Source organism: Xanthomonas sp. 3058 (assembly GCF_014199765.1).
Lineage (GTDB): Bacteria > Pseudomonadota > Gammaproteobacteria > Xanthomonadales > Xanthomonadaceae > Xanthomonas > Xanthomonas campestris_B.
Map to the genome: position 1 here is coordinate 69240 of NZ_JACHOF010000015.1, position 23508 is coordinate 92747.

Consider the following 23508-nt stretch of genomic DNA (forward strand, 5'->3'; position numbering starts at 1 on the left):
TGAAACTTTTTCGTCTTAATGAATCAGGCACGTTGTACAAAATATTGACTAGCAGGGCGTAATGAACAATCAGACTCACGAGGAACTCAAAGGGAAAATCTGGGAAATCGCCAATAGGTTGCGCGGTCCTTATCGGCCGCCACAATACCGTCTGGTGATGTTGCCGCTTGTGGTGCTACGCCGTCTCGATTGCGTTCTGGAGCCGACCAAGGAGGCCGTGCTGAAACAGCATGAAAAGCTGCTGGCGAAGGACACGCCAGAACAAGCAATGCACAGGCTCCTTGGCAAGGCGGCTGATCCAAAGCGGAAATTTCCGCTGTACAACGTCAGTGCGTACACCTTCGAGAAGTTGCTGGGCGACGCTGAGAATATCGCCCCCAATCTGTCGAACTACATCAATGGCTTCTCGCCAGAAGCGCGGCGGATTTTCGAGCGTTTCAAGTTTGGCGATCAGGTCGACAAGCTTGATGCAAGCAACCGGCTATTTACCATCATCAAGGCGATGGCGAACATCGATCTGCATCCAGATCGCATCGACAACCTACAGATGGGTTACTTGTTCGAGCATCTAGTGATGCGCTTCAACGAGCAGGCCAATGAGGAGGCAGGTGACCATTTCACCCCACGTGAAGTGATTCGGCTGATGGCCAATCTGGTATACACCGGCGAGCAGGAGGTCTACAAACCTGGCATCGTCCGCAGCATCTACGACCCGACCTGTGGCACCGGAGGCATGCTATCTGAGTCGGAGAAGTTCATCCTTGGGCAGAATGCCGCAGCGCATCTGCACCTGTATGGGCAAGAATACAACGACGAATCATGGGCCATCTGCTGCTCTGACATGCTGATCAAGGACGAAGACACGGCCAATATCGTCAAGGGTGACACCTTGGGCGATGGCAAGACCAAAGATGGTTTTGAGGGCGAGCGGTTTCACTACATGCTTGCTAACCCTCCATTTGGTGTGGAGTGGAAGGACCAGAAGACGGTTGTCGAGAACGAGCATGCCAATCACGGCTTCGCCGGTCGCTTCGGAGCCGGCTTGCCGGCGATCAATGACGGGTCGCTGCTGTTTTTGCAGCACATGATTGCCAAGATGCACCCGTACGACGAAGGTCATCCTGACAAGCCGGGCTCAAAAATCGCAATCGTTTTCAACGGATCGCCGTTGTTTTCCGGTGATGCTGGGTCGGGGCCATCCAATATCCGGCGATGGATCATCGAGAACGACTGGTTGGACACCATCGTCGCGCTCCCGGATCAACTTTTCTACAACACCGGCATCTATACCTACGTCTGGCTGGTCACTAATCGCAAGCCGGAAGAGCGTCAGGGCTATGTGCAGTTGATCGACGGCACGCGTTTCTTCCGTAAGATGAAGAAAAGCCTAAACAACAAGCGCAACGAAATTTCTGATGAGCAGATTGAAACGCTGACAGCGCTCTATGGCAACTACGGCGATGGCGAGAGCGCTGAGGTGGTCATCGACCACAAGACTGGCGAAACCGAAAATCGCGTAGTGTCGCGGGTTTTTGAGAATCGCGAGTTCGGCTTCGTCAAGGTGACCGTGGAACGTCCGCTGCGGATGAATTTCGAGGCCACGCCCGGGCGTATTGCCCGGCTGGACGAGCAATCCGCCTTCGCCAATCTGGCGACCTCAAAAAAGCGCAAGGACGAAAAGGCTGCGCGGCAGGAAATTGCCGAAGGCCAGGCCATGCAGCAGTGCATTCGTGAGCTCCTCGTCAGATTGGCAGGGAAAGGCATTTACATGGATCGTGAAGTATTCGAAGCCGATCTTGAAAAGGTGGCAAAGAAAGCTGGCATCAAACTGCCCGCACCCATCCGGAAAGCCATCTTCGCCGCGCTTGGCGAGCGCGACCCGCAAGCCGAGATCTGTCGTGATGCTAAGGGGCGCCCCGAGCCCGACAGCGAGCTGCGGGACACCGAAAACATCCCCTTGCCGGAAGATACCGAGCTGCCGCTGCCCATGGCCTTTGGTTCGGACAAGCCCAACGATGATCTGATCGAGGCGTTCCGGGACACGATCGACGACTACATGCGCCGCGAGGTGCTCCCCCACGTGGCCGATGCCTGGGTCGATTACAGCAAGACCAAGGTGGGCTATGAAATCCCGATCAACCGACACTTCTATGTCTACAAGCCGCCGCGTCCGTTGCCGCAGATCGAGGCCGACATCCGGCAACTGGAAGGCGAGATCGCCGATCTGCTGAAAGGACTGCTGGCATGAGCAAGGACGTGACTGCCACCAAAGAGGGCGAACTGCTGATCTATGCCGCAGGCGAAGGCGGTATCCGGGTGCTGTTGGCTGGCGAGAGCGTCTGGCTGACCCAGGCCCAGATCGCCGCGCTGTACCAGACCACGCCGCAGAACATCACCCAGCACCTGAAGGCGATCTATGCCGAAGGTGAACTGGACGAGGCGGCAACCTGTAAGGATTACTTACAAGTTCGCCAGGAGGGTGGGCGTACCGTCTCCCGTCGGCCCAAGCACTACAGCCTGGAGGCCATCCTGGCCGTTGGCTACCGGGTCCGGTCGGCGCGCGGTACCGAGTTCCGCCAGTGGGCCACGGCCCGGCTGTCGGAGTACCTGGTCAAGGGGTTCGTGCTGGATGACGAGCGCCTCAAGGGCAATGTGGGGCCGGCGGATCATTTCGACGAGCTGCTGGCGCGCATCCGCGAGATCCGCGCCAGTGAGGCGCGGGTGTACCAGCGCATCCGCGAGATCTTCGCCATGGCGGTGGACTACCGCGAAGGTGACCAGGCCACGCAGCGCTTCTTCGCCATCATGCAGAACAAGGTGCATTTTGCTGCCACGCAGCTAACGGCGGCGGAGATCATCCGCCAGCGTGCCGATGCCACCAAGCCCAACATGGGCGTCAACACGTGGAAGGGCAGCCGCGTGCTGAAGCAGGACGTGGGCACGGCGAAGAATTACCTGGATGCGCGCGAGATCGACACGCTCAACCGCATCACCGTGATGTTCCTGGACCAGGCCGAGTTCCGCGCCATGCGTCGGCAGGACATCCGGCTGGCGGACTGGGATGGGTTTCTGGACAAGTTCCTGCGCGATACCGAACTGCCGGTGCTGGACAACGCTGGCAAGGTCAGCCGCCAGCAGGCACTGGACTGGGCGGAAGGGCAGTACGACGCGTTTGCGGAGCGGCGACGGTTGGCAGCCGAGCAAATCGCTGAAGCGCGGTATCTGGAGGATTTGCGAAGTGCGACTGACGGGTTGAAGCCCCGGAAGGTGATCAAGCCTTCGCCGAAACCGCGCAGGCCGACTTCCGGAGACGAAGCGTGATTTTCTCCAGCGAGAAGCAGGAACTTCGCCTGAAGTGGATGTTCGAAAGCTGCAAGAATGGCGCCTGGGGAAGTGAGCCTGATGGCGAAGCTGATGTTATCTGCATCCGTGCGGCTGATTTTGATGGCCAATCTGGACGCCTGAATGAGGGCGAGCGAACGTTGCGAGCCATTGATCCGGCCGTTTTTGAAAAGATCGCGCTGCGTCCCGGTGATCTGGTGATAGAAAAGTCTGGAGGCGGCGAGAAGCAGCTCGTGGGTCGAACGGTGTTGTTTGACGACGAGCGTCCAAGCGTGACGTCCAACTTCCTCGCTCGCTGTCGCCCAGCGGGAGGAATTGATCCTGCGTTTCTAAATTACCTGATGCTGGCGATTTATACTGGACGTGGCACTTATCCCCATATCAAGCAGAGTACTGGCATCCAGAACTTAGATCTTGGGAGCTATCTGGATGTGCGCGTCAGTATTCCCAAGCTAATTGACCAGCAGCGTATTGCCCGCTTCTTGGACGAGAAGACCGCGCGCATCGATGCACTAATTGAAAAAAAGCAGGCGCTGCTGGAGCGGCTGGCGGAAAAGCGGCAAGCGCTGATCACCCGCGTCGTCACGAAGGGTCTGAATCCAGATGTGCCGATGAAGCCGTCTGACATTGAGTGGATTGGAAATATTCCTAACCATTGGGGGGTCAAACGGTTACGGTTCTTAGCGCGCCTAATTTCAGGCTCGACACCCACAACTTCAGTTAGCGAATATTGGGGTGGCGAGATTCCTTGGATATCGCCTAAGGACATGAAATCAGATGAAATTTCGGATTCCGAAGATCACATCACAGATTTTGCAATACAAGAGTATGGTGTCCGAACTCACAAAGATCCGAATGCGTTGATTGTTATACGAGGAATGATCCTTGCAAGAACCATCCCCGTGGTTGTTGCGAAAGGTCTGTATAGCATTAATCAAGACGTGAAAGTAATTAAATCAAAAGGCGAGGTCATGCCGGATTACTTTCAGATGTACTTACGATCCGTCGAGTCATTTATTTTCACGCTAATTGCTGAGGCTGGTCATGGAACAAAAGCGCTTAGGACCGAATTATTTTTGGATGTTCCCGTGTTGCTTCCGCCATTGTCGGAGCAGTTTGCGTTGACGGAGGCGGTGAAAATGGCGAAGGTTGGATTAGATAGCGCCATGCGTTCGATAGAGAAGTCAACGAAGACTCTTTCCGAACTGAGGTCAGCTCTCATCACCACCGCCGTCACCGGCCAGCTCCCCGAACTCAACGGATAAGAATTCCGCGCATGTCCGGCCATTTCGAACACGATTTTGAAACCGCCATCGAAGTCGGCCTGCTCGCATCAGGCGGCTACCAGAGGCGCAACGCCGCTGACTACGACGAAACCCTGGCGCTGTTTCCGGCCGACGCGATCGGCTTCCTCAAGGACAGCCAGCCCACGCGTTGGCAGCAGCTTGAGACGTTGCTGGGCGTGCGGACCCAGGCGACCGTGCTGGAGGCGCTGGCCAAGGAACTGGAAATCAAGGGCGCGCTGCACGTGTTGCGCCATGGCTTCAAGTGCTATGGCAAGACGCTACGCTTGGCGTACTTCCGTCCTAATTCTGGAATGAACCCCGAAGCAGCGGCAAAGTATGTGCACAACCGTTTGACCATCACTCGGCAGGTATCTTTTACTTCGGTGCTCAAGCGGCCGGACGGCAAGCCAAAGCGTTGCGTCATCGACGTCACCCTGGCGGTCAACGGCTTGCCGGTGGTCACAGTAGAACTGAAAAATCCCTTGACCGGGCAGCCTGCAAGCGAGGCCATTCACCAGTACCAGCATGACCGCGATGAGCGTGACAGGCTGTTCGCCTTCAAGCAGCGTGCGCTGGTGCATTTTGCCGTGGACCCGGACGAGGCCTGGATGACCACCCGGCTGAAAGGCCGCGAGACCGTGTTTCTGCCTTTCAATCGTGGTCATGTGCATGGTGCGGGCAACCCACCCGTGCCAGGCAACTGGAAAACCCATTACCTGTGGGATGAAGTGCTGAACGCAGATAGCCTACTGGACATCCTGCAGCGCTTCATGCACTTGGAAATCAAGGAACGCCAGATCACCACCGACAAAGGCGTGCGCACGGTGCGCAAGGAGACGATGATCTTCCCGCGCTATCACCAGCTCGATGCGGTGCGTCGGCTGGTGGGCCACGCGCGTGCGCATGGCTCAGGCCACAACTACCTGGTGCAGCACTCGGCCGGGTCGGGCAAGTCCAATTCCATTGCCTGGCTGGCGCATCGGCTGGCGAGCCTGCACGACGCCCATGAGGAAAAGGTGTTCCATTCGGTGGTGGTGGTGACTGACCGCCGCGTGCTGGACCAGCAGCTGCAGAACACGATCTACCAGTTCGAGCACAAGACCGGCGTGGTGGAGAAGATCGACGAGGACACCCGGCAGTTGGCGCGGGCCTTGTCTGGCGGCACGCCGATCATCATCAGCACCATCCAGAAGTTCCCCTTCATCGCCCGTGCGCTTGCACGGCTGGAAGCCGATGGCGAGGACGTCAAGCTTGATACAGCAGGCAAGCGCTTTGCGGTCATCGTGGATGAGGCCCATTCCTCGCAGAGTGGCGAAACGGCCATGACCCTGCGCGGCATGCTCAACCGCGATGGCATTGAAGCGGCGGTGGCTGCGCAGCTGTCGGACGAAGAGGATGACGAGCTTGATGAGGCCACCCGCGCGGCGATTCTGCGTGAGACACAGAAGCGTGCCCGCCAGCCCAACCTCAGCTTCTTTGCATTTACTGCCACGCCCAAGTTCAAGACCAAGGTGTTGTTCGATACGCCGGGGCCGTCAGGCGAGTCGCCGTTCCACGAATACAGCATGCGCCAGGCCATCGAGGAAGGCTTCATCATGGACGTGCTGGCCAACTACACCACGTACAAGCGCTTTTTCGGCCTGATCAAGCAGGTGGAGAACGACCCGGAAGTATCGCGCAAGCAGGCAGCCAAGGCGCTGACCCGGTACATGGAGTTGCACCCGGTCAACATTGAGCAGGTGGTGTCGGTGATCGTGGAGCACTTCCGTCTGCACGTGATGCATGAACTGGGCGGCCGCGCCAAGGCGATGGTGGTGACGGGCTCGCGGCTGGCGGCAGTCAAGTACAAGCTGGCCTTCGACCGCTACATCAAGGACAACCGCTACGACGGCATTCGCTCGTTGGTGGCGTTTTCCGGAACGGTGGAAGACCCTGAGGATCCGGGTGCGAGCTACACCGAGGTGGCCATGAATGACGGCTTGGCAGAAAGCGAGCTGCCGGAAGCTTTTGAGCGCGACGACTATCGCGTGCTGCTGGTGGCCGAAAAGTACCAGACTGGTTTCGACCAGCCACTGCTGCAGACCATGTACGTCGTCAAGAAGTTGGCTGGCGTGCAGGCGGTGCAAACGCTGTCGCGGCTCAACCGCATGGCGCCCGGTAAGAAGCGCACCTTGGTACTGGATTTCGTGAACAAGGAAGAGGACATCCACAAGGCGTTCAAGCCGTACTACGAGAGCACGCCGATTGGCGAGAATGCCGGGCCGGAGAAGCTGTCCGAACTCCAACACAAGCTGCTGGCGCCGGCGATTTTTACTCCGGCTGACGTAGATGCTTTCGCCCAAGCTTGGTACCGCCCGAAGCGCGAGCATTCCGGTAGCGACCACAAGCAGATGAACGCAGTGCTTGATGCTGTCGTGCAGCGCTTCAAGACGCAGTTAGAGGAGAAGCAGGACGAGTTTCGCGGGCTGCTGATGGCTTACCGCAACCTGTATGCCTTCCTTTCCCAGATCGTGCCTTATCAGGACAGCGATCTGGAAAAGCTCTACACATTCGTGCGAAACCTCATGACCAAGCTGCCGCCTGCCGACGATGGCAAGGCGTTCGTGCTGGATGATGAGGTGAGCTTGCGCTACTACCGCATGCAGCAGCTCACCGATGGATCCATTGATCTAACTCAAGGCGAGTTGTATTCGCTGAAGGGCCCCACCGATGTCGGCACGTCACGAGTGGCTGATGAAGCAGTTTCCCTATCGAGCCTAGTAGAAAAGCTGAATGTCAGATTCGGTACTGACTTCAACGAGGCTGATCAACTGTTCTTCGATCAGATCAAAGTGTCGGCCGAAGCCAGCGAGCAGATCAAGGAGGCGGCAAAAGCAAATAATCTCCGCGACTTCACTGCGTACCTGGGAAGGGTGCTTGATGAGCTCTTCATTGAGCGAATGGACGGCAACGAAGAGATTTTCTCGAGGATCATGACTGATCGTGAGTTCCGGTTTGCGGCCAGTGAGCATCTAGCTTTTGAAATTTTTGAAAAATCGCGCAGGCCCTTGCCTGGCGACGGCGCTACTTCATAGGGTCAGCTGGGGAGAGCAGACGTGCTCAAGCATCTTGACGCGCCAGCCAACCAGTAGCACGATCACTCTACGGAGCCTCGAAACTCCGCTAACAGCGGTACCCACCTCCGACAAACCGGTGGGTTTTTTGTGCCTGCAACTTTTGTAGGTGCAACCGACGTGATGCTCTGCGTCGGGAGGGCGGCTAATACAACACCCGCAAGGGGAATACGCCCGCCGGCTGTTAGCGGTTTCGAGCCTCCCGACTTCCCGTCCGTCGCCTTGCGGCGGGCGGGCTGATTCCATGGAATGAGGAGCAGGCCATGTCGGACGTTGTACGAGATGCGCAGTCACACCCGGGTTACTACCTGCCAGAGGGCGCGCAGTACCGCCTTCAGCAATTACGCGACCACATGCGCTTTTTGGCGCGTCTGGCGCAGCCGCGTACGCAGGCTGAAGAGCAGTTGCGGCAGCCAGTCATCCACATGAACGAGCTGGCGTGCTGCTTGGAGCTGCTGGCCGAGCAGGTGACGCAGGCACTGGCGCAGGTGCAGTGGCCCGCGCGGCTTGAACCCGGCGCCGCTGACAGTGAGCCTGCCGACGCCGGGGAGATCGCATGAGTAGGCCCGTGATGGCGTCGCCCCACACACGCCGGCGGGCAGGGGATGGCATGCAGCCTGATGCGTTTGCCTTCGGCATTACCGTCGAGCAGGTAGATACGCTGGATCAGTTGTTGCTGACCATCGCCGCCCATGGCGATGTGATCGCTGCCGGCAACGCCGATCGGCTGGACCGCGGCACCTTGCCCGTGCTGGGCAGCGCCATCTTCGATGCGGCCGGCGCCATGCGCACCATCCTGGATCAGTTGGCGCTTCAGCGCCTTTGATGATGGTCGGTGTGGCCGGGCGCTGCGGCTTTGTCGCGGCATGGCACGTACGCAGTGATGGTCCACTGGTTGCTTGCTGTCCAGACGTCCTGCCAAACCCGATCTGTCCATTGCCACCAATCTGCCGTTGGCTGGGCATTCTGCGGACAGGTGCCGTTACCGGCGTCGCCGTCAGATCGGTCCTCGCGGATGTACCTGCAGTGTGTTGTTATCCTGGAAAGGTGATCAGTATTCCGCCAGTGAGCCGGTATACCAGTATGCTTTGCCGTTGATCGTGCGTTTGTCGAACTTGAGCGTGCCTCGCTTGCCCTTGATTTCAAGCGTGAACGACGGCGGCAAGTCGGTGCGTCCGGGGTTGGTGAAAACGATGCGCATGTGGTTCGCAGTTGGCTTGAAGTACCACTGCGTGCTTTCCGATGGAAGCCCGCGTGATGCAATGTCCGGCCAGGTCATGACCAGGCCACCTATGCCATCAGGGTCGCCTCCGCTATAGACCAGAAAGCTGTAGCCGGCGGTATCTGTTTCAAACGACAGGACATCGCCGGTGGCGCCAGCGGACGTACTTGTCAGCAGGGCGATCACTAAGATCAGACTGGTCCATAGACTGCGCATGTGTGTTTTCATCGTTCGTCCTTGTGATGGATCCTGTAGCGTTTGCCGAGCCGTTAAGGGTAGGCGTAGGGGCCCACTATCCAGGAGGCGCTGCCTGGAATGACGCGCTTGCCAACGGTCAGGCGGCCACTTCTCCCCTGTATCTCCAAAGTAAAAGACGGCGGCAGTTTGGGGTCGCCTGGATTGACGAATTTGGCTCCTGCGCTGGTGTGTTCCTTATCCATGTGGTACTTCACGCCGGTGAAAGGCAGGTCCCTGTGCTCATAGCCGGGCCAGCGGATCATGGCGCCGGCGATGCCGTCGTTTTCTTTGCTTCCACCACCGACATACAGTTCGACTTCGTAGGTGTTGTCAGCGCTTCGAAAGGTGACCACCGTACTTGTGGCCAGTGCAGGAGCGTTGGAAAACGCAAACGCCAGCAGCAGCGTCAGCAACACAGCCACCTTAGGCGTGATTCGATTTCGCATGCGACATTCTTCCTTGGTACGTACCTGGATCTTATCTGATCGACCAGTATGATCATGCGATCGCGCGGAAGTGTTTGCAGTTGACCAGAATGCAAGGCGCGCTATCGTGCCAGCGTGCTCGATAGCGCGCTATGTCCTTTTTTTTATTGACCCTGCGTAATGGGGCTACGCTCGTGATGCGTGGACTACCTCAGGCGAACCGGGACAAGGTCTCTGGGTTCTGAGCGTCGCTGCACGTTAGTTGCACGGGCTTCCTCCTGGCACAGCATCGCGCCGTGTGCACGGACACTCCTCGTCGGCGCAGGGTAATTGTCATGGCCAATCTCGCTTCCCGTGTCGGCACTGCGCAGGTTCTCGCTGCCGCGATCATGTGTTGTCTCGCCGCTTCTTCCAGCACGGCAGCGACGCTGCTAGTGCCTGTGTCGATTTCGCCCACCCGCGATCGTGCGATCGATCTGTTGATGCCGCCGTTGACGACGGTGCCGGCGAGTCCGACGATCATTTCGAACACCGCTGTGTCCCCCCGCGATGCGATGGGCATGGCGACGTTCGCCTCGCGTGCGTTTCCGCAGGTCACTGCCGATTTCGATCGGTTCTGGCACGCGCAGGCCAAGCTCGGTTATGCGCAGCGCGGGCCTGACGCACGGGTCAGCGATCCAAACGCATTCGCCGAGATGCAGCGGTATCTGTTCAACCGCTATAACGGCTTGACCGTGGTGCGCACCCTGCACGATGGCGAGCGTGCGTTCGATTGCGTGCCGCTGGCGCAGCAGCCGGGTCTGCGCGATGGCAGCGTCGTTGCGCTGCCGCCGTCGGTCGCCGCGGCGTCCAGCGTCGCCACGAGCGCGACGCTCCAGCACTGCGATACCGGCACCGTGCCGCTGGAACGCATTGCGCTCAGCGATCTGGTGCTCCACCCCAGTCTGCAGGACTTCCTGCGCAAGCAGCCGGCGCCGACGGCGCCGTCGTCGAGCGCGACGGTCACTCCCGCGGCCAGCGGTGCCAGCCATTACTACTCGAGCGTGTTCTTCGATACCGGAGGTTCGCCGGTGACCGGCGTCGGTGCCGATCTCAACGTGTGGACACCGGCATTCCCATCCTCGCAAGACTATATGTCGATCAGCCAGATCTGGCTGGACGGCACCAGTGAGAGCGGCAAGACCCAGACCTTGGAAGTGGGTTGGCAGAAACGGCCGTCGTATCCGGGCTGGGGCAGCACCTCGATCACGTTTATCTACTCCACGCAGGATGGCTACACCAGCACGGGCTGCCATAACCTGGAGTGCGGCGATTTCGTGCAGACCGCATCCGGCAATTATCTGGGTACCGGTTACGGCGCCAATGGCTACAGCGTGCAGGGCGGGACGCAGAAGATGCTGGGTGTGGAGTTCCAGCGCAATACCGATGGCAATTGGTGGCTGCGCCTGAATGGTCAGTGGATCGGCTACTACAAGGCCGAGCTGTATTCGGGCAGCCTTGCCGATGGCGGCGCGGCCAACGTCTATACGGCCGGTGGCGAGGTGCTTGCCAACGACAACACGCCTGCCACTCCGATGGGAAGTGGGCGCTTCGCTGCGGCGGGCTACCGCCAGGCCGCCTTCCAGGCCAATCACTTCTATCGCGATACCAACATGAACACCCATGCATTGCAGCGCCTGACAGGGGTGAGCCTGCAGTATCCGGCCTGCTACACGCTGGCGCTGGTCGGCCTGCAATATCCCTACCAGGCACCCGCCGGATTGGGGCGGGGCACGGCTTCGCCGGAAATGACAACCGGTGGATTCTATTTCGGCGGGCCGGGCTGCGCGCGCTGAGCGGACTGCCGCGCTGGGTTCGATGATGCGCGAGGCTGCACGCACTCAGTTCGGTGCAGCCTTGAGAATGCCCGACAGGCTCTCGCGCAGGATCAGCTGCAGGTGCATGCGGTTGAGTTCGATGCCGGCGGCCATCACCGAGTGCAGGCCGCCGCACATGGCGGCCACCGCGTAGACGCGGGCCTGGAATTCCTGCTCGCTGCTGGCCAGGTCGCCATGGCCGCGCAGCAGGCGCTTGAGTAGGGCGCTGAGGTGTTCGATCAGCGAGGCGCTCTGCCTGCGCATGAAGGCGGCCAGCACCGGGTCGCGCAGGGTGGCCAGGTGCAGTTCCAGGTCGATGCGGGTGCGCTTGATGTTGATTTCCTGCAGCAGCCATTCTTCGAGCAGGCCGGCGATGAAATCCACCACGTGCACGTTGGCCGGGCGTTCCACCAGCCACATCTGGCGGATGGCGCGCATGTAGTTGCGCTCCAGCAATGCGCGCACCAGCGCGTCCTTGTCGTCGAAGCGTTGCAGCAGGCTGCCGCAGCTGACCTTGGCGCGCTCGGCGATCAGCTCGAAGCTGGTGGCGTTCAAGCCGATCTCGTCGATGCATTGCTCGGTGGCGTCCAGCACCTCTTCCAGCAGCAGTTCTTCGCGCTCTTTCGCCGTGCGCAGCAGCAGGACGTTGGACATGGGCGGCACATCGGCGGGGGACTGCAGTATACCTATGGGGGTGTTACTCATCCGCTGCGTTTGCTTGCCGCTAGGCGATCGGGCGTCGTGTCCTGGTGTGTGACTGCAACGCCAGTCACGCACGCTGCGATCGACCATGTTTTCACGGCGGCTGTGCGACACGTGAGGTTGTCGTTGAGCAGGAGATGTGTGTGAGTGAGAACAGTGCGGTAGCCGGTGTATCGGCGCAGTGGCCAGCGCGGTTGTGGGTGGTGCGGCACGGGCAGAGTGCGGGCAATGTGGCGCGCGATGTAGCCGAGTCCAACGGGGCGACGCTGATCGACCTGGAGCACCGCGATGCGGATATTCCGCTGTCGTCGTTGGGCGAGCGCCAGGCCAATGCGCTAGGTGCGTGGATCGCCGGGTTGCCCGAGCAGGAGCGGCCGACCTTGATCCTGAGTTCGACCTATGTGCGTGCGCGCCAGACCGCCGCTGCGGTGGCGCGTGCGTTGGGGCAGCTACCCGATTCGGTCAGCGTGGACGAGCGCTTGCGCGAGAAGGAGTTCGGCGTGCTCGATCGCTACACCACCTCCGGCATCCGCGAGACGTTTCCGGCGTTGTTCGAGCAACGCAATCTGGTGGGCAAGTTCTACTTCCGCCCACCCGGTGGCGAGAGCTGGTGCGATGTGATCTTTCGGTTGCGTAGCATTGTGAGCGATCTGCAGCGCAACCATGTGGGCGCGCGGGTACTGATCGTGGGGCATCAGGTGATCGTCAATTGCTTCCGCTATCTGATCGAGCGGATGGACGAGGCCACCATCCTGGGCATCGACCGCGAGGGCGATGTGCCCAACTGCGGCGTTACCGAGTATGCGGCTGCGGCCGATGGGCAATCGCTGGAATTGGTACGTACCAAGTTCGTCCCGCCGGAGCTGGCCGACGAGCGGGTGACCACCGAATCCGATCGTCCGGCCGGGGCGCGCTGATGGCCGCCGTGCGCATGCTCACTGCCGCTGCACTGCGGTCGATTCCGCTGCCAGCCCCTGGTGGCGCTGTGCAGCGGTGAACGAATGTTGTGCATGGTGTGAATGCGTGACCGTTGCAGCGCCGTCCGAGCACGCTTCCAGTAAATCGGGCTCTGCCAGAATTCCAGGCACTGTTTTATGATGCGACTTGCGTCCCAGAGCGGGCGCGGGAATAGCCGACCAGCGGCGAATAAGAGTAGCTAGGGCCTGTTAACACATCCGAAGCCCATCAACGACTAGGACGAAGCTGAGGAATCCAAGGAACATGACATCCAGCTTCTCGAAGCGCGAGAAAATCCGGCGGTAGCCTTTCAAGCGACGGAACAGTCTCTCCACTTCGTTGCGCCGCTTGTACATCTCCCGGTTGTATTCCCAAGGCTCGACCCGATTGGATTTCGGCGGGACCACCGGCACGAAGCCAAGATCGAGCGCCAACTGGCGGGTTTCGTTGCCCTCGTAAGCACGGTCCATCAACAAATGAATCGGCCGCTCCACTGGCCCCAGGTGTTCAAGCAACGCGCGGCCTGCAGGTGCGTCATGCACGTTGCCAGGCGTCAATCCAAAGGTGATGGCTGTTCGAGCATCTGCGGCAACCATATGAATCTTGGTGTTCCATCCACCGCGGGACTTGCCGACGGCCTGCGGGCCGTTTTTTTTAATGCACCGGTGCCATCGGGATGGACCTTGACGCTGGTGGAGTCCAGCGAGACTGCTTCGATTTTGATGCGCACGATCTGGGACTTCTGCAATTGGGCGAACATCCGGTCCAGCACACCCGCCTTGGCCCAACGGTTCATGCGTGTGTAGACCGTATGCCAGTTGCCAAAGCGCTTGGATAGGCCGCGCCATTTGCAGCCATGCTCGGCAACGTAAAGGATGGCGTTGACCACTTGCAGGTTGGTCATGCTGACATTGCCGCGCTGCGCCGGCAGGCAGTGTTCGATCAGAGAAAATTGTGCTGGCGTGATCTCCATGCCCAATAGTTTAATCGCTCGGGCCATTAGTGTTAACAGGCCCTAACAAAACCTAGCGAGTGCCTGTCAGTGAGTGCAGTGGTTTTGTCGGCCGTATCTTGGTGGATGCCGTCAGAAGTCCAGATCAAACACGGAGTGGGTCGAATGCGCGGTGCCCTCACCGCTGGCGGGACACGCCGTGAACCCGTCCCTGGGGACTCGGTGGCGGCATCCATGCCGCCACACGGTCCCGCAAGCGGCGAGGACACCGCACCAGAGACTCCGCTGGTTGCTTTGTTTAAACCCATGCATGCCGACCATCTCGACTGGTCCTTGCCCGCCCAGCGTCGCGGGACCTTATGCGGCATGGATGCCGCGTAAGCGCTTACATGGACGTACTTGCAGCGTGTCCCGCGATGGTGGGCGGGCAAGAACCCTGCAGCTAGGCTGCAGATAGCCGGCCTGCAGTAGGCTGACGCGAAGTCGTTTTGTTAGCCGCTCTAAATCAGGGGATAGGGATGTTCAAGATGCTTGCGGCCTGTGCGGTCGCTTTGGCGCTGTGCGGCTGTGTGAGTCATAAGCTGGTAAAAGCAGATCTTGCTGAGCTGGAACGCAGCAAGGCAAACAAGATCACCGTTACTCGGCACGAGGTGCCCACGTTTGTTGCCACTACCGCAGCGAACGCATCATTCGGATTGATTGGGGTCGCCGTTGCAGTCAGCGCAGGCAATGCAATCGTTCGCGAAAATCGCGTCGAAGATCCCGCTGATCATATTTCATTGCATCTTGCCCAGGCACTTTCGACGCAGCTGGAAGTGCCTGTCGTGCAAGGGCGCAGTATCAAGCCAACCTCCAGCGCTGCCGAGATGGCAAAGATGTTCCCCGACGGTGGGCTGGTGCTGGATGTGCAGACCAGCAATTGGAGTTCTGCCTATTTTCCGACCGACTGGAACAACTACCGCGTCATCTATGTGGCGAAGTTGCAGTTGTTCGATACGGTAAAGAAATCCAAAGTGGCGGAGGGGCTGTGCGTCCGTTTACCGGAGTACACAGCAGATGCACCTAGCTATAAGCAGTTGCTCGCCAATCAGGCCGCCGATTTGAAGATGCGTTTGCGCCGTTCCGCTGACGGGTGCATCCAGGAATTTGGCGACAAAGTGTTGGGCATCACTGCGGGGACGCGGACTGCGGCAACGCACACGCTGACATCCGCTTCAGCTAGCAACGTTACTACCACCACTTCTGGAAGCGGTGCAGCCACGACGTATGCAATTGCTGAGGGCAGCCCTGCTTCGATCCAGCCTGCTGGAACGACAGCCAAGCCACTGCCTGCGGCACGCGCCTCTGAGACTGGGACGTCAAGCGGCAGTCCATGGATCGACGGCTGGAACAAGCGCAGGTCTGGTGACACCAACATCGTCGCTCCCACGGAAAAGCAGGAGCAATAACCGCAAGCAAAGGGCTGCGAATGCAGCCCTCCTCATTTCATCACCGCGCCGACATCGAGTAAGGCCGCTGCGCGGGATCGGTGGCCCATTGCGTGTTCGGCGTGGCCTGCATGCGAAAACGCAGCTCGCCGCCGGCCTGGATTTCTGCGTGCGTGAGGTAGGCGCGGGTCAGCGGCTGGCCGTTGAGGGTGGCGCTGCCGATATACGGGCGCGCCTTGCTCACGCCGTCTGCGATCACGCTGAAATGCTTGCCATTGGGCAGGTTGAGCGTGGCGCGCGGCAGGAACGGGCGGCCGATGATGTATTGATTGCTGCCCGGTGCGACCGGATAAAACCCCAGTGTGGTGAACACGTACCAGGCCGACATCTGGCCGAGGTCGTCGTTGCCGGCCAGGCCTTCCGGGCCGGCGTGGTACTGCGTGTCCATGATCTTGGTCAGGCGCGCCTGGGTGCGCCAGGGTTGCCCGGCATAGGCGTACAGATAGGCGACATGGTGGCTGGGCTCGTTGCCGTGTGCGTACCAGCCGATCAGGCCGGTGATGTCTTCCATGTGCTCGAACACCTTGGGGTCGACCTTGGCATCGAACACCGCGTCCAGACGTGCCAGCAGTTTGTCGTCGCCGCCATGCGCGGCAGCCAGCCCGGCGACGTCCTGCGGCACGTACCAGGAGTATTGCCAGGCATTGCCTTCGGTGTAGTCGCTGCCATAGCCGCTGGCGGATGGATCGAACGGCTCGCGAAAATTTCCAGCACGCGTGCGCGCGCGCATGTAGCCGGTAGCGGGGTCGAAGGCGTGCTTCCAGTTGCTGGCGCGCTTGTCGAACTCGGCGGCGATGGCTGGCTTGCCGAGCTTGTCGGCCATGCGCGCGATGGTCCAGTCGTCGAAGGCATATTCCAGCGTCTTGGAGGCGGCTTCGCCTTCTTCGTCGATGGGCACATAGCCCAGCTCGCGGTATTGCGCGATGCCGTCGTAGGGGCCGTAGTTGGCGCTGGCGACCATGGCCTCCAGCGCTTCGTTGGCATCGAAGCCGCCGATGCCTTTCATGTAGGCGTCGGCAATCACCGGCACGGCGTGGTAGCCGATCATGCACCAGGTTTCCAGGCCGTGGAACGCCCAAACGGGGAGGATGCCGTAAGCGCTCTCGCGGCGCGAGGCGAGCAGGGAATTGACCACGTCGCTGGTGCGTTGCGGCGGCTGCACCAAGGTCAGCAGCGGATGCAGGGCGCGGTAGGTATCCCACAGCGAGAAGGTGGAGTAGTTGGTCCAGCCCTTGGCCTGATGCACGGCATTGTCCGGCCCGCGGTACTGGCCATCGCTGTCCATGAACAAGGTGGGCCCGAGCAGGGTGTGATACAGCGCGGTGTAGAGCTGGGTGCGTTGTTGCGGGGTGCCTTGCGCATCGATCGCCGAGAGCGCTTGCGTCCACTGCGCGCGTGCGTCTGCGCGTACGCGGTCGAAATCGAAGTCGGGCACTTCGGCATCCAGGTTGGCGATGGCGCCTGCCTCGCTCACTGGCGAGAGCGCGACCTTGACCACCAGCGGTGTGCCGTCGTTGGCGACATCGAACACGCCGACCAGTTGCCGGCCTTCGATCTGTGCGCGTTGCGCAGGGTTCTTCTCGCCCGGCGGTGGAAAGCCCTTGTACGGAATGTCCTGCTCGGTGTCGTGCAATTGCGTGGCGGTGAGCGGGCGCGAGAACCGCATGGCGAAGTACAGCTGGCGACCCGGCGCCCAGCCGCGGGTTTCGCGGAAGCCGGTGACGGTGCCGTCGCTGCGGATGCGCAGCCGCGACCACTGCACCTTGCCGGGGTAGTCGTACAGGCTGGTGCGCAGATCGACCAGCACATGCGCCGGCGTGCCTTTCGGGAACCGGTAGCGATGCACGCCCACGCGCGCGCTGGCGGTGAGTTCGGCGCGGATGTTGCGGTCTTTCAAGGTCACCGCGTAATAGCCGGGCTGGGCCTGCTCGCTGGCATGGTCGAACTGCGCGGTGTAGCCGCTGCCGGGTGTGGCGATATCGCCGCGTTCCAGCTTGACCTCGCCGGTTTGTGGCATCAGCAACACATCGCCCAGGTCCGAATGCCCGGAGCCGGAAAAATGCGTGTGCGAGAAGCCGACAATGGTGCTGTCGCTGTGCCGATAACCGGCGGCCCAGCCATAGGCGTCCTTGCGCGGCTTGATCTGCGTATCCGGGCTCAGCTGCACCATGCCGAACGGCACCGTGGCGCCGGGGTAGGTGTGGCCTTCGCCACCGGTGCCGATAAACGGATCCACCGCGTGGAAGCCCGCATCGGCCGCGCGTGGTGCTGCCGATGCGGCAGACGTCACGAGGACGGCAAACAGCGCCAGCCAGCGCAGGGGGGATGAGGCGATCGACCGATGCTGCATGCGGAAGGTTCCGGGCGGATGCAGCGCCGGACCGTAGCACAGCTGTCAGGGCTGATCGCGTGGCAGCGTTCACCTGGACCGTTGAGCTCGTTCGTAAGGACGCGACAGGTCGCGTTGCTGCGTCACGTCATGCCAGCGTGCGCATCGAACTGCGGGCGCCCATGTCGGTTGCCTTTACGCAGGAACGAAGCTCGGTTGCAGCTGCCAGGCAGCGGACGCAGGCTGTGCTTCGCCCCGCAAGAAATCTCGGAGCCAGGATGCTGAAATCGCGTAGACCGCCCGCATATCCTGCAGATGGATCTGTTCGATGCGCCCGCCGCCCCCCTGCAACTGCTGCACGATGCACAAGGCGGCGTGCGCTATTGGCCGCAACTGCTGGCGCCTGCGGTTGCGCAGGAGTGCTTTGCCGCCCTGCGTGCGATGACCGACTGGCGCAGCCAACAGCGCGAGATGTATGACCGGGTGGTGGCGGTACCGCGCTTGCTGGCATCGTATCGGTTGGATACCGCGCTGCCGCCCGGGTTGCCGCTGCAACAGCTGCTCGCTGCCGTGCAGGCCGTGCTGCCCGCGCCGTACAACGCCGTGGGCCTGAACCTGTACCGCGATGGCCGCGACAGCGTTGCCATGCATCACGACAAGCTGCAGACGCTGCTGGCGCCGCATCCGATTGCACTGGTGTCGCTGGGCGCCACGCGCCGCATGCAGTTGCGTGCAAGGGACGCTGGCGCACCTGCGATCGGTGTGGATCTGGCAGCAGGAAGCCTGTTGGCGATGAGCCATGCTTCGCAACTCACCCACGCGCACGGAATTGCCAAGACCGCACGTGCGGTGGGCGAGCGCATCAGCGTGGTGTTTCGCGTGCGTCCGGCCGAGCGCATGGCCGCCGGCCAGCATGGCCCGCATTGGGAGCCGGTGCAGGCCTAGTGCGCACGGTCGCGGTTGCTTGCCTGGATCGAGCTTGGTGACGACGTGCATGTTCGGTAGCAGCGTCACCGCGTTATGGACAAAAAACCAGCGTGCCGGTGTACTGGCGTCCGCTTGCCGCGCAGGCGGCGGCTGGCACGCCAAGTGCTGCGAATTGGCAAGTTGCCATCGCCCTCACGGCTGGACATGCTTGCATGCATTCCCCCAATAGCGTCGCCGATTCATGTCTCTGGCCGATACCCGTCACCATCAGATGTTTCCCGAGCTGGACGCGGGCCAGCTGGCGATCGCGCGGCGCTTTGCCAGCGGCCCGGCGCAGCGCTTCGACGCAGGCGAGGTGGTGTTCGAGGTCGGCGATGCGCATGCGCCGGTGTGGGTCGTGCTGGAAGGCGCCATCGAGGTGGTGCGACGCGACGGATTGGGCAACGAAAAGCCGATCACCTTGCACACGCCTGGGCAGTTCACCGGCGAGGTCAGCCAGCTGGCCGGGCGTGCATCGCTGGCGGCCGGGCGCGCCGGGGCACGGGGCTGCCTGGCGTTGCCGTTCGATACTGCGCATCTGCGTGCGTTGATGATCAGCTCGGCCGAAGTGGGCGAGGTGGTGATGCGCGCATTGATCCTGCGCCGGGTCGGCTTGATCGAGGGCGATGCCTCGGGCTCGGTGTTGATCGGCGAGCCGGACGACCCGCATCTGACCCGGTTGCAGGGCTTTATGACCCGTAATGGTTATCCGAACACGGTGATCGATGTGTCCGACCAGGAGGGCCGCGCCTTGGTGCAGCGGTTCGGCATCCAGGACCACGAATTGCCGGTGATGGTGTGCCCCAGCGGGCGGGTGCTGCGCCAGCCCAGCGATGCCGAAGCGGCGCATTGCCTGGGCATGACGCCGGAGATCGACCCGGACAAGCGCTACGACGTGGCGATCGTCGGCGCCGGTCCGGCCGGTTTGGCCACCGCGGTGTATGCCGCTTCCGAAGGATTGTCGGTCGTGGTGCTGGATCAGCGCGCCATCGGCGGCCAGGCCGGCGCGTCGGCACGTATCGAAAATTATCTGGGTTTTCCTACCGGCATTTCCGGCCAGGCGCTGGCCGGGCGCGCGTACAACCAGGCGCTGAAATTTGGCGCCGAGCTGGCGATTCCGATCGAGGCCGGCACGCTGGAATGCGGGCGCGACGACGGTGCGCTGACGCTGGATCTGGCCGATGGCAAGCAACTGCTGGCCAGTACGGTGGTGGTTGCCTCCGGTGCGCGTTATCGGCGTCCGGAGATCGAGGGGCTGGAGCGCTTCGAAGGCCACGGCGTGTCGTACTGGGCCTCGCCGGTGGAAGCGCGCCTGTGCGAGGGCGGGGTGGTGGCGCTGGTGGGCGGCGGCAATTCCGCCGGCCAGGCGGTGGCGTTTCTGGCCCCGCGGGTCAAGCAGCTGCACCTGATCATTCGCGGCGACGGTTTGGAGTCGTCGATGTCGCAATACCTGATCGACCGCATCGCTGCGCTGCCAAATGTGCAGCTGCATCCCGGCACCGAAGTGTCTGCATTGGAAGGCGACCCGGAGCGCGGTCTGCAGGCGGCGGTATTGCGTACGCGCGCCGATGGGCGGACCACGCACGTGGAGCTGCGGCATCTGTTTCTGTTCGTTGGCGCCGACCCCAATACCGGCTGGCTGCAGCAGTGCGTGGAAACCGACGCGCGCGGTTTCGTGATCACCGGCAACACGCGTGGCGATGGCGTGCCGGCGTGTCTGCCGCTGGAGACCAATCGCCCCGGTGTGTTCGCCATCGGCGATGTGCGTGCCGGCTCGGTCAAGCGCGTGGCGGCGGCGGTGGGCGAGGGCGCGGCGGTGGTGGCGCAGATCCATCAGTATCTGGCGCATCAGGCCAATCCGGTGGCTGCGTCCGAACTGGCCAGTGGCGGCCAGTGAGCGGGGATTGCGGAGTCGGGCGTCGAGATTGGTAAACGCGGTGGCTGCGCTACGTCGATGCAGCGGTCGTTGCCTTGTCGCCTGAAGTGGCGCGCCGTGCGTTCAAGCAGAGAGGGTGATCTAACGCTGTGCGGGCGCGTGACTCACGCCGGCCAATGCACCGTTGGCAGTAGACCGATTTGCGGGCGGGCGAACAGATAGCCCTGCTGCAGGTGGATGCCCATGTCGCGCAGTGCGCGGTATTCGTCGGGGTGTTCGATGCCTTCGGCGATGACCGCGACGCCGAGTTCTTTGCACATGCGGGTGACGTGGCGCACGATCGCCTGGCGGCTGCGGTCGGCGTCGATGCCGCGTACCAGGGCGATGTCCAGCTTGAGCAGGTCCGGCTGGAAGTCGGCCAGCAAGCCGAGCCCGGAATAGCCCGCACCGAAGTCGTCGATGGCGGTCTTCAGCCCGCGCGCCTGGTAGGTGCGCATGATGTCGAGCAGATGCGCCGGTTCGGCTAGATGTTCCTGTTCGCTGACTTCGAAAATGATGGCGTCCAGCGGCCAGCCGTATTGCGCGGTGGCCGCGAGCGTGGCGCGCAGGCAGTGCTCGGGGTTGTAGACCGCGTTGGGCATGAAGTTGATCGACAGCAAGGCCGGCAGCGCGATCTGCGCGGCGCATTCGATCGCCTTGATCCGGCAGGCCTGGTCGAAGGCATACCGGTTGCGCTCATCCACGGCGGCCAGGATGCTGCCGGCCGACTCGCCGTTGACGCCGCGCACCAGCGCTTCGCCGGCATAGATGCTGCGGGTGGAGACGTCCACGATCGGCTGGAACGCCATGGTGATGGCGGTGGGGAAGTCCTGGCCATCGCGGCAGGCGTTGCAAACGGGAAGCGTAGGCATGGCGGGGCAGTCGTACGGCGTGGGGCTACCTTAGTCCTATCGGCCGAAATAGCGCGTCATTGAGGGCGCTGTGCATCCTTGCGGTATCCTCACTGCGCGGGTGGTCGGGCTCGGCGATAATGTGCCATCGCTCGCATCGGACGCCCCATGACTGCTCTTACCGAACGTTACGCCCTGGCCGTGGACTACGCGCGCATCGCCCATGCCGGGCAGGTGCGCAAGGGCACGCAGATTCCGTATCTGAGCCACCTGCTGGGCGTCTCCACGCTGGTGCTGGAATGTGGCGGCGACGAAGAACAAGCCATCGCCGGGCTGCTGCACGATGTGGTGGAAGACTGCGGCGGCGGCCATGAGGCCTCGATCCGCGCGCAGTTCGGCGATGCCGTGGCCGACATCGTGATGGCGTGTACCGACGCCACGGCCGAAGACAAGGCCGATGTCGACAATACCGACGGCGCACGCAAGCGCGATTGGCGCGAGCGCAAGCTGGCCTACCTGGACCATTTGCGCAAGACGCCGGAGCGCGCGCTATTGGTATCGGGCTGCGACAAGCTCTATAACGCGCGCACCATCGTGCAGGACCTGGAAAACCCCGACGTGGGCCAGGACATCTTCAACGTGTTCACTGCCGGGCGCGAAGGCACGCTGTGGTACTACGGCGAGCTGGAAGCCATCTTCCGCACCCGCGATGCAGCCACCGCGCGCTTGTTCAGTGGCGTGGTGGCGCGCATGCAGGCATTGGCCGATACCGGCGAGCAGCCGGTGCCGGCGCATGCGCTGGGATGAGCGCGTTGTAGAGCAGCTGGCAATACGACTGCGCTCACCGCCAGGTGTGAGGGGCCGCAGTGTGGTTACCGTCAAAACACGACCAGGTTGCCAGGTGCGATTTCACGGTGTGGATGCGTTGGTTGTAGAGCTGTAGAGCGGTTGATCTGCGGCCTGGCTGCAGGGCCCTTGCCCGCCCACCATCGCGGGACACGCCGCAAGTACGTCCTTGTAGCAACTGTGTTGTTGGAGGGGCTTTGGCCACTCCGTCAGCCGGGCACGGTGGTGCCGGCTGCTGTCAGCAGCCATCGTCCCATCCAGCGCATGGACACTCAGGTCGGGATGGCTTGAGACTCTCCAGCGAGAGCGTCTCTGGCGCGGGCGTTGAGGATGACGAGTATCTTGCGCATCGCCGCCACGACAGCGACCTTGCCAGGCTTGCCGCGCGCCCGCAGCGACCGGTAGAACTCCCGGATCCGTGGCTCGTGCTGGATGGCCGACAGGCAGGCCATGTACAGCACGTTGCGCACCTCGATCCGCCCGCCGCGGATTTGTCGCAGACCGCGCATCTGTCCGCTGTCGTGAGCGATGGGGGCCAGGCCGACCAGCTTGGCAATGGCCTTGCCATCGAGCCTACCCAGCTCCGGCAGGTAGCTGGCGATCACTGCTTGCAGGATCGCTCCGACGCCTTTGAACGCGCGCATGGCCTCCAACTGCGGTTGCTGGCCGACTTGTTCGGCAATGTGCTTTTCCAATATCACGCAGGTCTTTTTCATCTGCGCGATATTGGCCTGCAGCACACGGCGCAAGGTCGTGTCGGTCACCTGTTCCAACTGGTTTTGCGCGCTTGTTGCCAGGTCCACCAGCTGCTGGCGCGCGCGCACGAACTCGCGCAGCTTGCGCCGCCAAGGCTCCATTGGTTGATAGGCACGCAGCTCCAGCGTGGCCGCCATGCAGGCCAGGTTGATGGCGTCCAGACGATCTGTCTTTGCCGGCAGGCCGATGGCAGCGGCGAAGGCATGGCAGCGGTGCGCGTTGGCCCGCACGACCTGGTGACCGGCATCGAACAAGGCATCCAGTAC

Annotated in this window: 19 protein-coding genes; 12 read left to right on the forward strand and 7 right to left on the reverse strand. The window is 61.7% G+C overall.

Annotated features, from left to right (window positions below):
* Positions 1-61 precede the first annotated feature (61 nt).
* The 6 genes from GGR61_RS16260 to GGR61_RS16285 all read left to right on the forward strand — a co-directional run bounded on the left by GGR61_RS16260 (position 62) and on the right by GGR61_RS16285 (position 8567).
* The gene (locus tag GGR61_RS16260) at positions 62-2248 is read left to right on the forward strand and encodes a class I SAM-dependent DNA methyltransferase (protein WP_184622667.1); all 2187 of its coding nucleotides are present in this window, start codon (positions 62-64) and stop codon (positions 2246-2248) included.
* A complete protein-coding gene (locus GGR61_RS16265; protein WP_260288128.1) occupies positions 2245-3321 on the forward strand; it encodes a virulence RhuM family protein in 1077 nt (358 codons plus the stop codon). The genes GGR61_RS16260 and GGR61_RS16265 overlap by 4 nt, the downstream gene beginning before the upstream one ends.
* The gene (locus tag GGR61_RS16270) at positions 3318-4607 is read left to right on the forward strand and encodes a restriction endonuclease subunit S (protein WP_184622669.1); all 1290 of its coding nucleotides are present in this window, start codon (positions 3318-3320) and stop codon (positions 4605-4607) included. Before GGR61_RS16265 ends, GGR61_RS16270 begins: the two co-directional genes overlap by 4 nt.
* 11 nt (positions 4608-4618) lie before the next feature.
* Complete coding sequence (locus GGR61_RS16275) at positions 4619-7702, forward strand: type I restriction endonuclease (RefSeq protein ID WP_260288130.1); 3084 nt, start codon at positions 4619-4621, stop codon at positions 7700-7702.
* A gap of 302 nt (positions 7703-8004) precedes the next feature.
* Complete coding sequence (locus tag GGR61_RS16280) at positions 8005-8301, forward strand: hypothetical protein (protein WP_184622671.1); 297 nt, start codon at positions 8005-8007, stop codon at positions 8299-8301.
* 50 nt (positions 8302-8351) lie between these two features.
* Positions 8352-8567, forward strand: a complete 216-nt coding sequence (locus GGR61_RS16285; RefSeq protein WP_260288132.1) for a hypothetical protein — start codon at positions 8352-8354, stop codon at positions 8565-8567.
* Between the two features lie 225 nt (positions 8568-8792).
* On the opposite strand, the gene GGR61_RS16290 is transcribed toward GGR61_RS16285, so the two are convergent.
* On the reverse strand, positions 8793-9191 hold the full coding sequence (locus GGR61_RS16290; protein ID WP_184622674.1) for a hypothetical protein: 399 nt from the start codon (positions 9189-9191) through the stop codon (positions 8793-8795).
* A 41-nt stretch (positions 9192-9232) separates the two neighbouring features.
* Positions 9233-9646, reverse strand: a complete 414-nt coding sequence (locus GGR61_RS16295) for a hypothetical protein (protein WP_184622676.1) — start codon at positions 9644-9646, stop codon at positions 9233-9235.
* A 419-nt stretch (positions 9647-10065) separates the two neighbouring features.
* On the opposite strand from GGR61_RS16295, the gene GGR61_RS16300 reads away from it, so the two are divergent.
* Positions 10066-11460, forward strand: coding sequence for a neprosin family prolyl endopeptidase (locus GGR61_RS16300; RefSeq protein WP_326520638.1), 1395 nt, complete (start codon positions 10066-10068; stop codon positions 11458-11460).
* 45 nt (positions 11461-11505) lie between these two features.
* Here the strand turns inward: GGR61_RS16300 and GGR61_RS16305 are convergent, their stop codons facing one another.
* Positions 11506-12135: a TetR/AcrR family transcriptional regulator gene (locus GGR61_RS16305; RefSeq protein WP_184622678.1), complete on the reverse strand. Its 630-nt coding sequence runs from the start codon at positions 12133-12135 to the stop codon at positions 11506-11508.
* A 185-nt stretch (positions 12136-12320) separates the two neighbouring features.
* Between GGR61_RS16305 and GGR61_RS16310 the strand changes: the two genes are divergently transcribed.
* A complete protein-coding gene (locus GGR61_RS16310; protein WP_184622680.1) occupies positions 12321-13100 on the forward strand; it encodes a histidine phosphatase family protein in 780 nt (259 codons plus the stop codon).
* Between the two features lie 249 nt (positions 13101-13349).
* Here GGR61_RS16310 and GGR61_RS16315 read toward each other — a convergent pair.
* Positions 13350-14113 (reverse strand): IS5 family transposase gene (locus GGR61_RS16315; RefSeq protein WP_260288135.1). Its coding sequence is split into 2 segments (ribosomal slippage): positions 13350-13798 and positions 13798-14113, totalling 765 coding nucleotides; the frame shifts between segments, so codons are not numbered across the junction.
* 497 nt (positions 14114-14610) lie between these two features.
* Between GGR61_RS16315 and GGR61_RS16320 the strand changes: the two genes are divergently transcribed.
* On the forward strand, positions 14611-15540 hold the full coding sequence (locus tag GGR61_RS16320; RefSeq protein ID WP_184622681.1) for a hypothetical protein: 930 nt from the start codon (positions 14611-14613) through the stop codon (positions 15538-15540).
* A gap of 40 nt (positions 15541-15580) precedes the next feature.
* Here GGR61_RS16320 and GGR61_RS16325 read toward each other — a convergent pair whose 3' ends face one another.
* Positions 15581-17929: a GH92 family glycosyl hydrolase gene (locus tag GGR61_RS16325; RefSeq protein ID WP_184622683.1), complete on the reverse strand. Its 2349-nt coding sequence runs from the start codon at positions 17927-17929 to the stop codon at positions 15581-15583.
* 294 nt (positions 17930-18223) lie between these two features.
* Between GGR61_RS16325 and GGR61_RS16330 the strand changes: the two genes are divergently transcribed.
* Positions 18224-18853 (forward strand): alpha-ketoglutarate-dependent dioxygenase AlkB, encoded by a 630-nt coding sequence (locus GGR61_RS16330; RefSeq protein ID WP_184622685.1) that lies wholly within the window; start codon positions 18224-18226, stop codon positions 18851-18853.
* A 223-nt stretch (positions 18854-19076) separates the two neighbouring features.
* On the forward strand, positions 19077-20771 hold the full coding sequence (locus tag GGR61_RS16335) for an FAD-dependent oxidoreductase (RefSeq protein WP_184622687.1): 1695 nt from the start codon (positions 19077-19079) through the stop codon (positions 20769-20771).
* 143 nt (positions 20772-20914) lie between these two features.
* On the opposite strand, the gene GGR61_RS16340 is transcribed toward GGR61_RS16335, so the two are convergent.
* The gene (locus GGR61_RS16340) at positions 20915-21661 is read right to left on the reverse strand and encodes an EAL domain-containing protein (protein ID WP_184622689.1); all 747 of its coding nucleotides are present in this window, start codon (positions 21659-21661) and stop codon (positions 20915-20917) included.
* A gap of 147 nt (positions 21662-21808) precedes the next feature.
* On the opposite strand from GGR61_RS16340, the gene GGR61_RS16345 reads away from it, so the two are divergent.
* A complete protein-coding gene (locus tag GGR61_RS16345) occupies positions 21809-22447 on the forward strand; it encodes an HD domain-containing protein (protein WP_184622691.1) in 639 nt (212 codons plus the stop codon).
* Positions 22448-22758: 311 nt separating this feature from the next.
* On the opposite strand, the gene GGR61_RS16350 is transcribed toward GGR61_RS16345, so the two are convergent.
* Positions 22759-23508 (reverse strand): transposase (locus tag GGR61_RS16350; protein ID WP_184622693.1); only part of this gene is annotated, 750 nt, incomplete at its 5' end.

Bases quoted from the DNA above. Each gene is read 5' to 3' on its own strand.
- GGR61_RS16345 (WP_184622691.1), top strand. From the start codon at position 21,809: ATGACTGCTCTTACCGAACGTTACGCCCTGGCCGTGGACTACGCGCGC.
- GGR61_RS16285 (WP_260288132.1), top strand. From the start codon at position 8,352: ATGCAGCCTGATGCGTTTGCCTTCGGCATTACCGTCGAGCAGGTAGAT.
- GGR61_RS16335 (WP_184622687.1), top strand. From the start codon at position 19,077: ATGTCTCTGGCCGATACCCGTCACCATCAGATGTTTCCCGAGCTGGAC.
- GGR61_RS16310 (WP_184622680.1), top strand. From the start codon at position 12,321: ATGTGTGTGAGTGAGAACAGTGCGGTAGCCGGTGTATCGGCGCAGTGG.
- GGR61_RS16330 (WP_184622685.1), top strand. From the start codon at position 18,224: ATGGATCTGTTCGATGCGCCCGCCGCCCCCCTGCAACTGCTGCACGAT.
- GGR61_RS16340 (WP_184622689.1), bottom strand. From the start codon at position 21,661: ATGCCTACGCTTCCCGTTTGCAACGCCTGCCGCGATGGCCAGGACTTC.
- GGR61_RS16305 (WP_184622678.1), bottom strand. From the start codon at position 12,135: ATGTCCAACGTCCTGCTGCTGCGCACGGCGAAAGAGCGCGAAGAACTG.
- GGR61_RS16265 (WP_260288128.1), top strand. From the start codon at position 2,245: ATGAGCAAGGACGTGACTGCCACCAAAGAGGGCGAACTGCTGATCTAT.
- GGR61_RS16275 (WP_260288130.1), top strand. From the start codon at position 4,619: ATGTCCGGCCATTTCGAACACGATTTTGAAACCGCCATCGAAGTCGGC.
- GGR61_RS16325 (WP_184622683.1), bottom strand. From the start codon at position 17,929: ATGCAGCATCGGTCGATCGCCTCATCCCCCCTGCGCTGGCTGGCGCTG.
- GGR61_RS16295 (WP_184622676.1), bottom strand. From the start codon at position 9,646: ATGCGAAATCGAATCACGCCTAAGGTGGCTGTGTTGCTGACGCTGCTG.
- GGR61_RS16320 (WP_184622681.1), top strand. From the start codon at position 14,611: ATGTTCAAGATGCTTGCGGCCTGTGCGGTCGCTTTGGCGCTGTGCGGC.
- GGR61_RS16260 (WP_184622667.1), top strand. From the start codon at position 62: ATGAACAATCAGACTCACGAGGAACTCAAAGGGAAAATCTGGGAAATC.
- GGR61_RS16290 (WP_184622674.1), bottom strand. From the start codon at position 9,191: ATGAAAACACACATGCGCAGTCTATGGACCAGTCTGATCTTAGTGATC.
- GGR61_RS16280 (WP_184622671.1), top strand. From the start codon at position 8,005: ATGTCGGACGTTGTACGAGATGCGCAGTCACACCCGGGTTACTACCTG.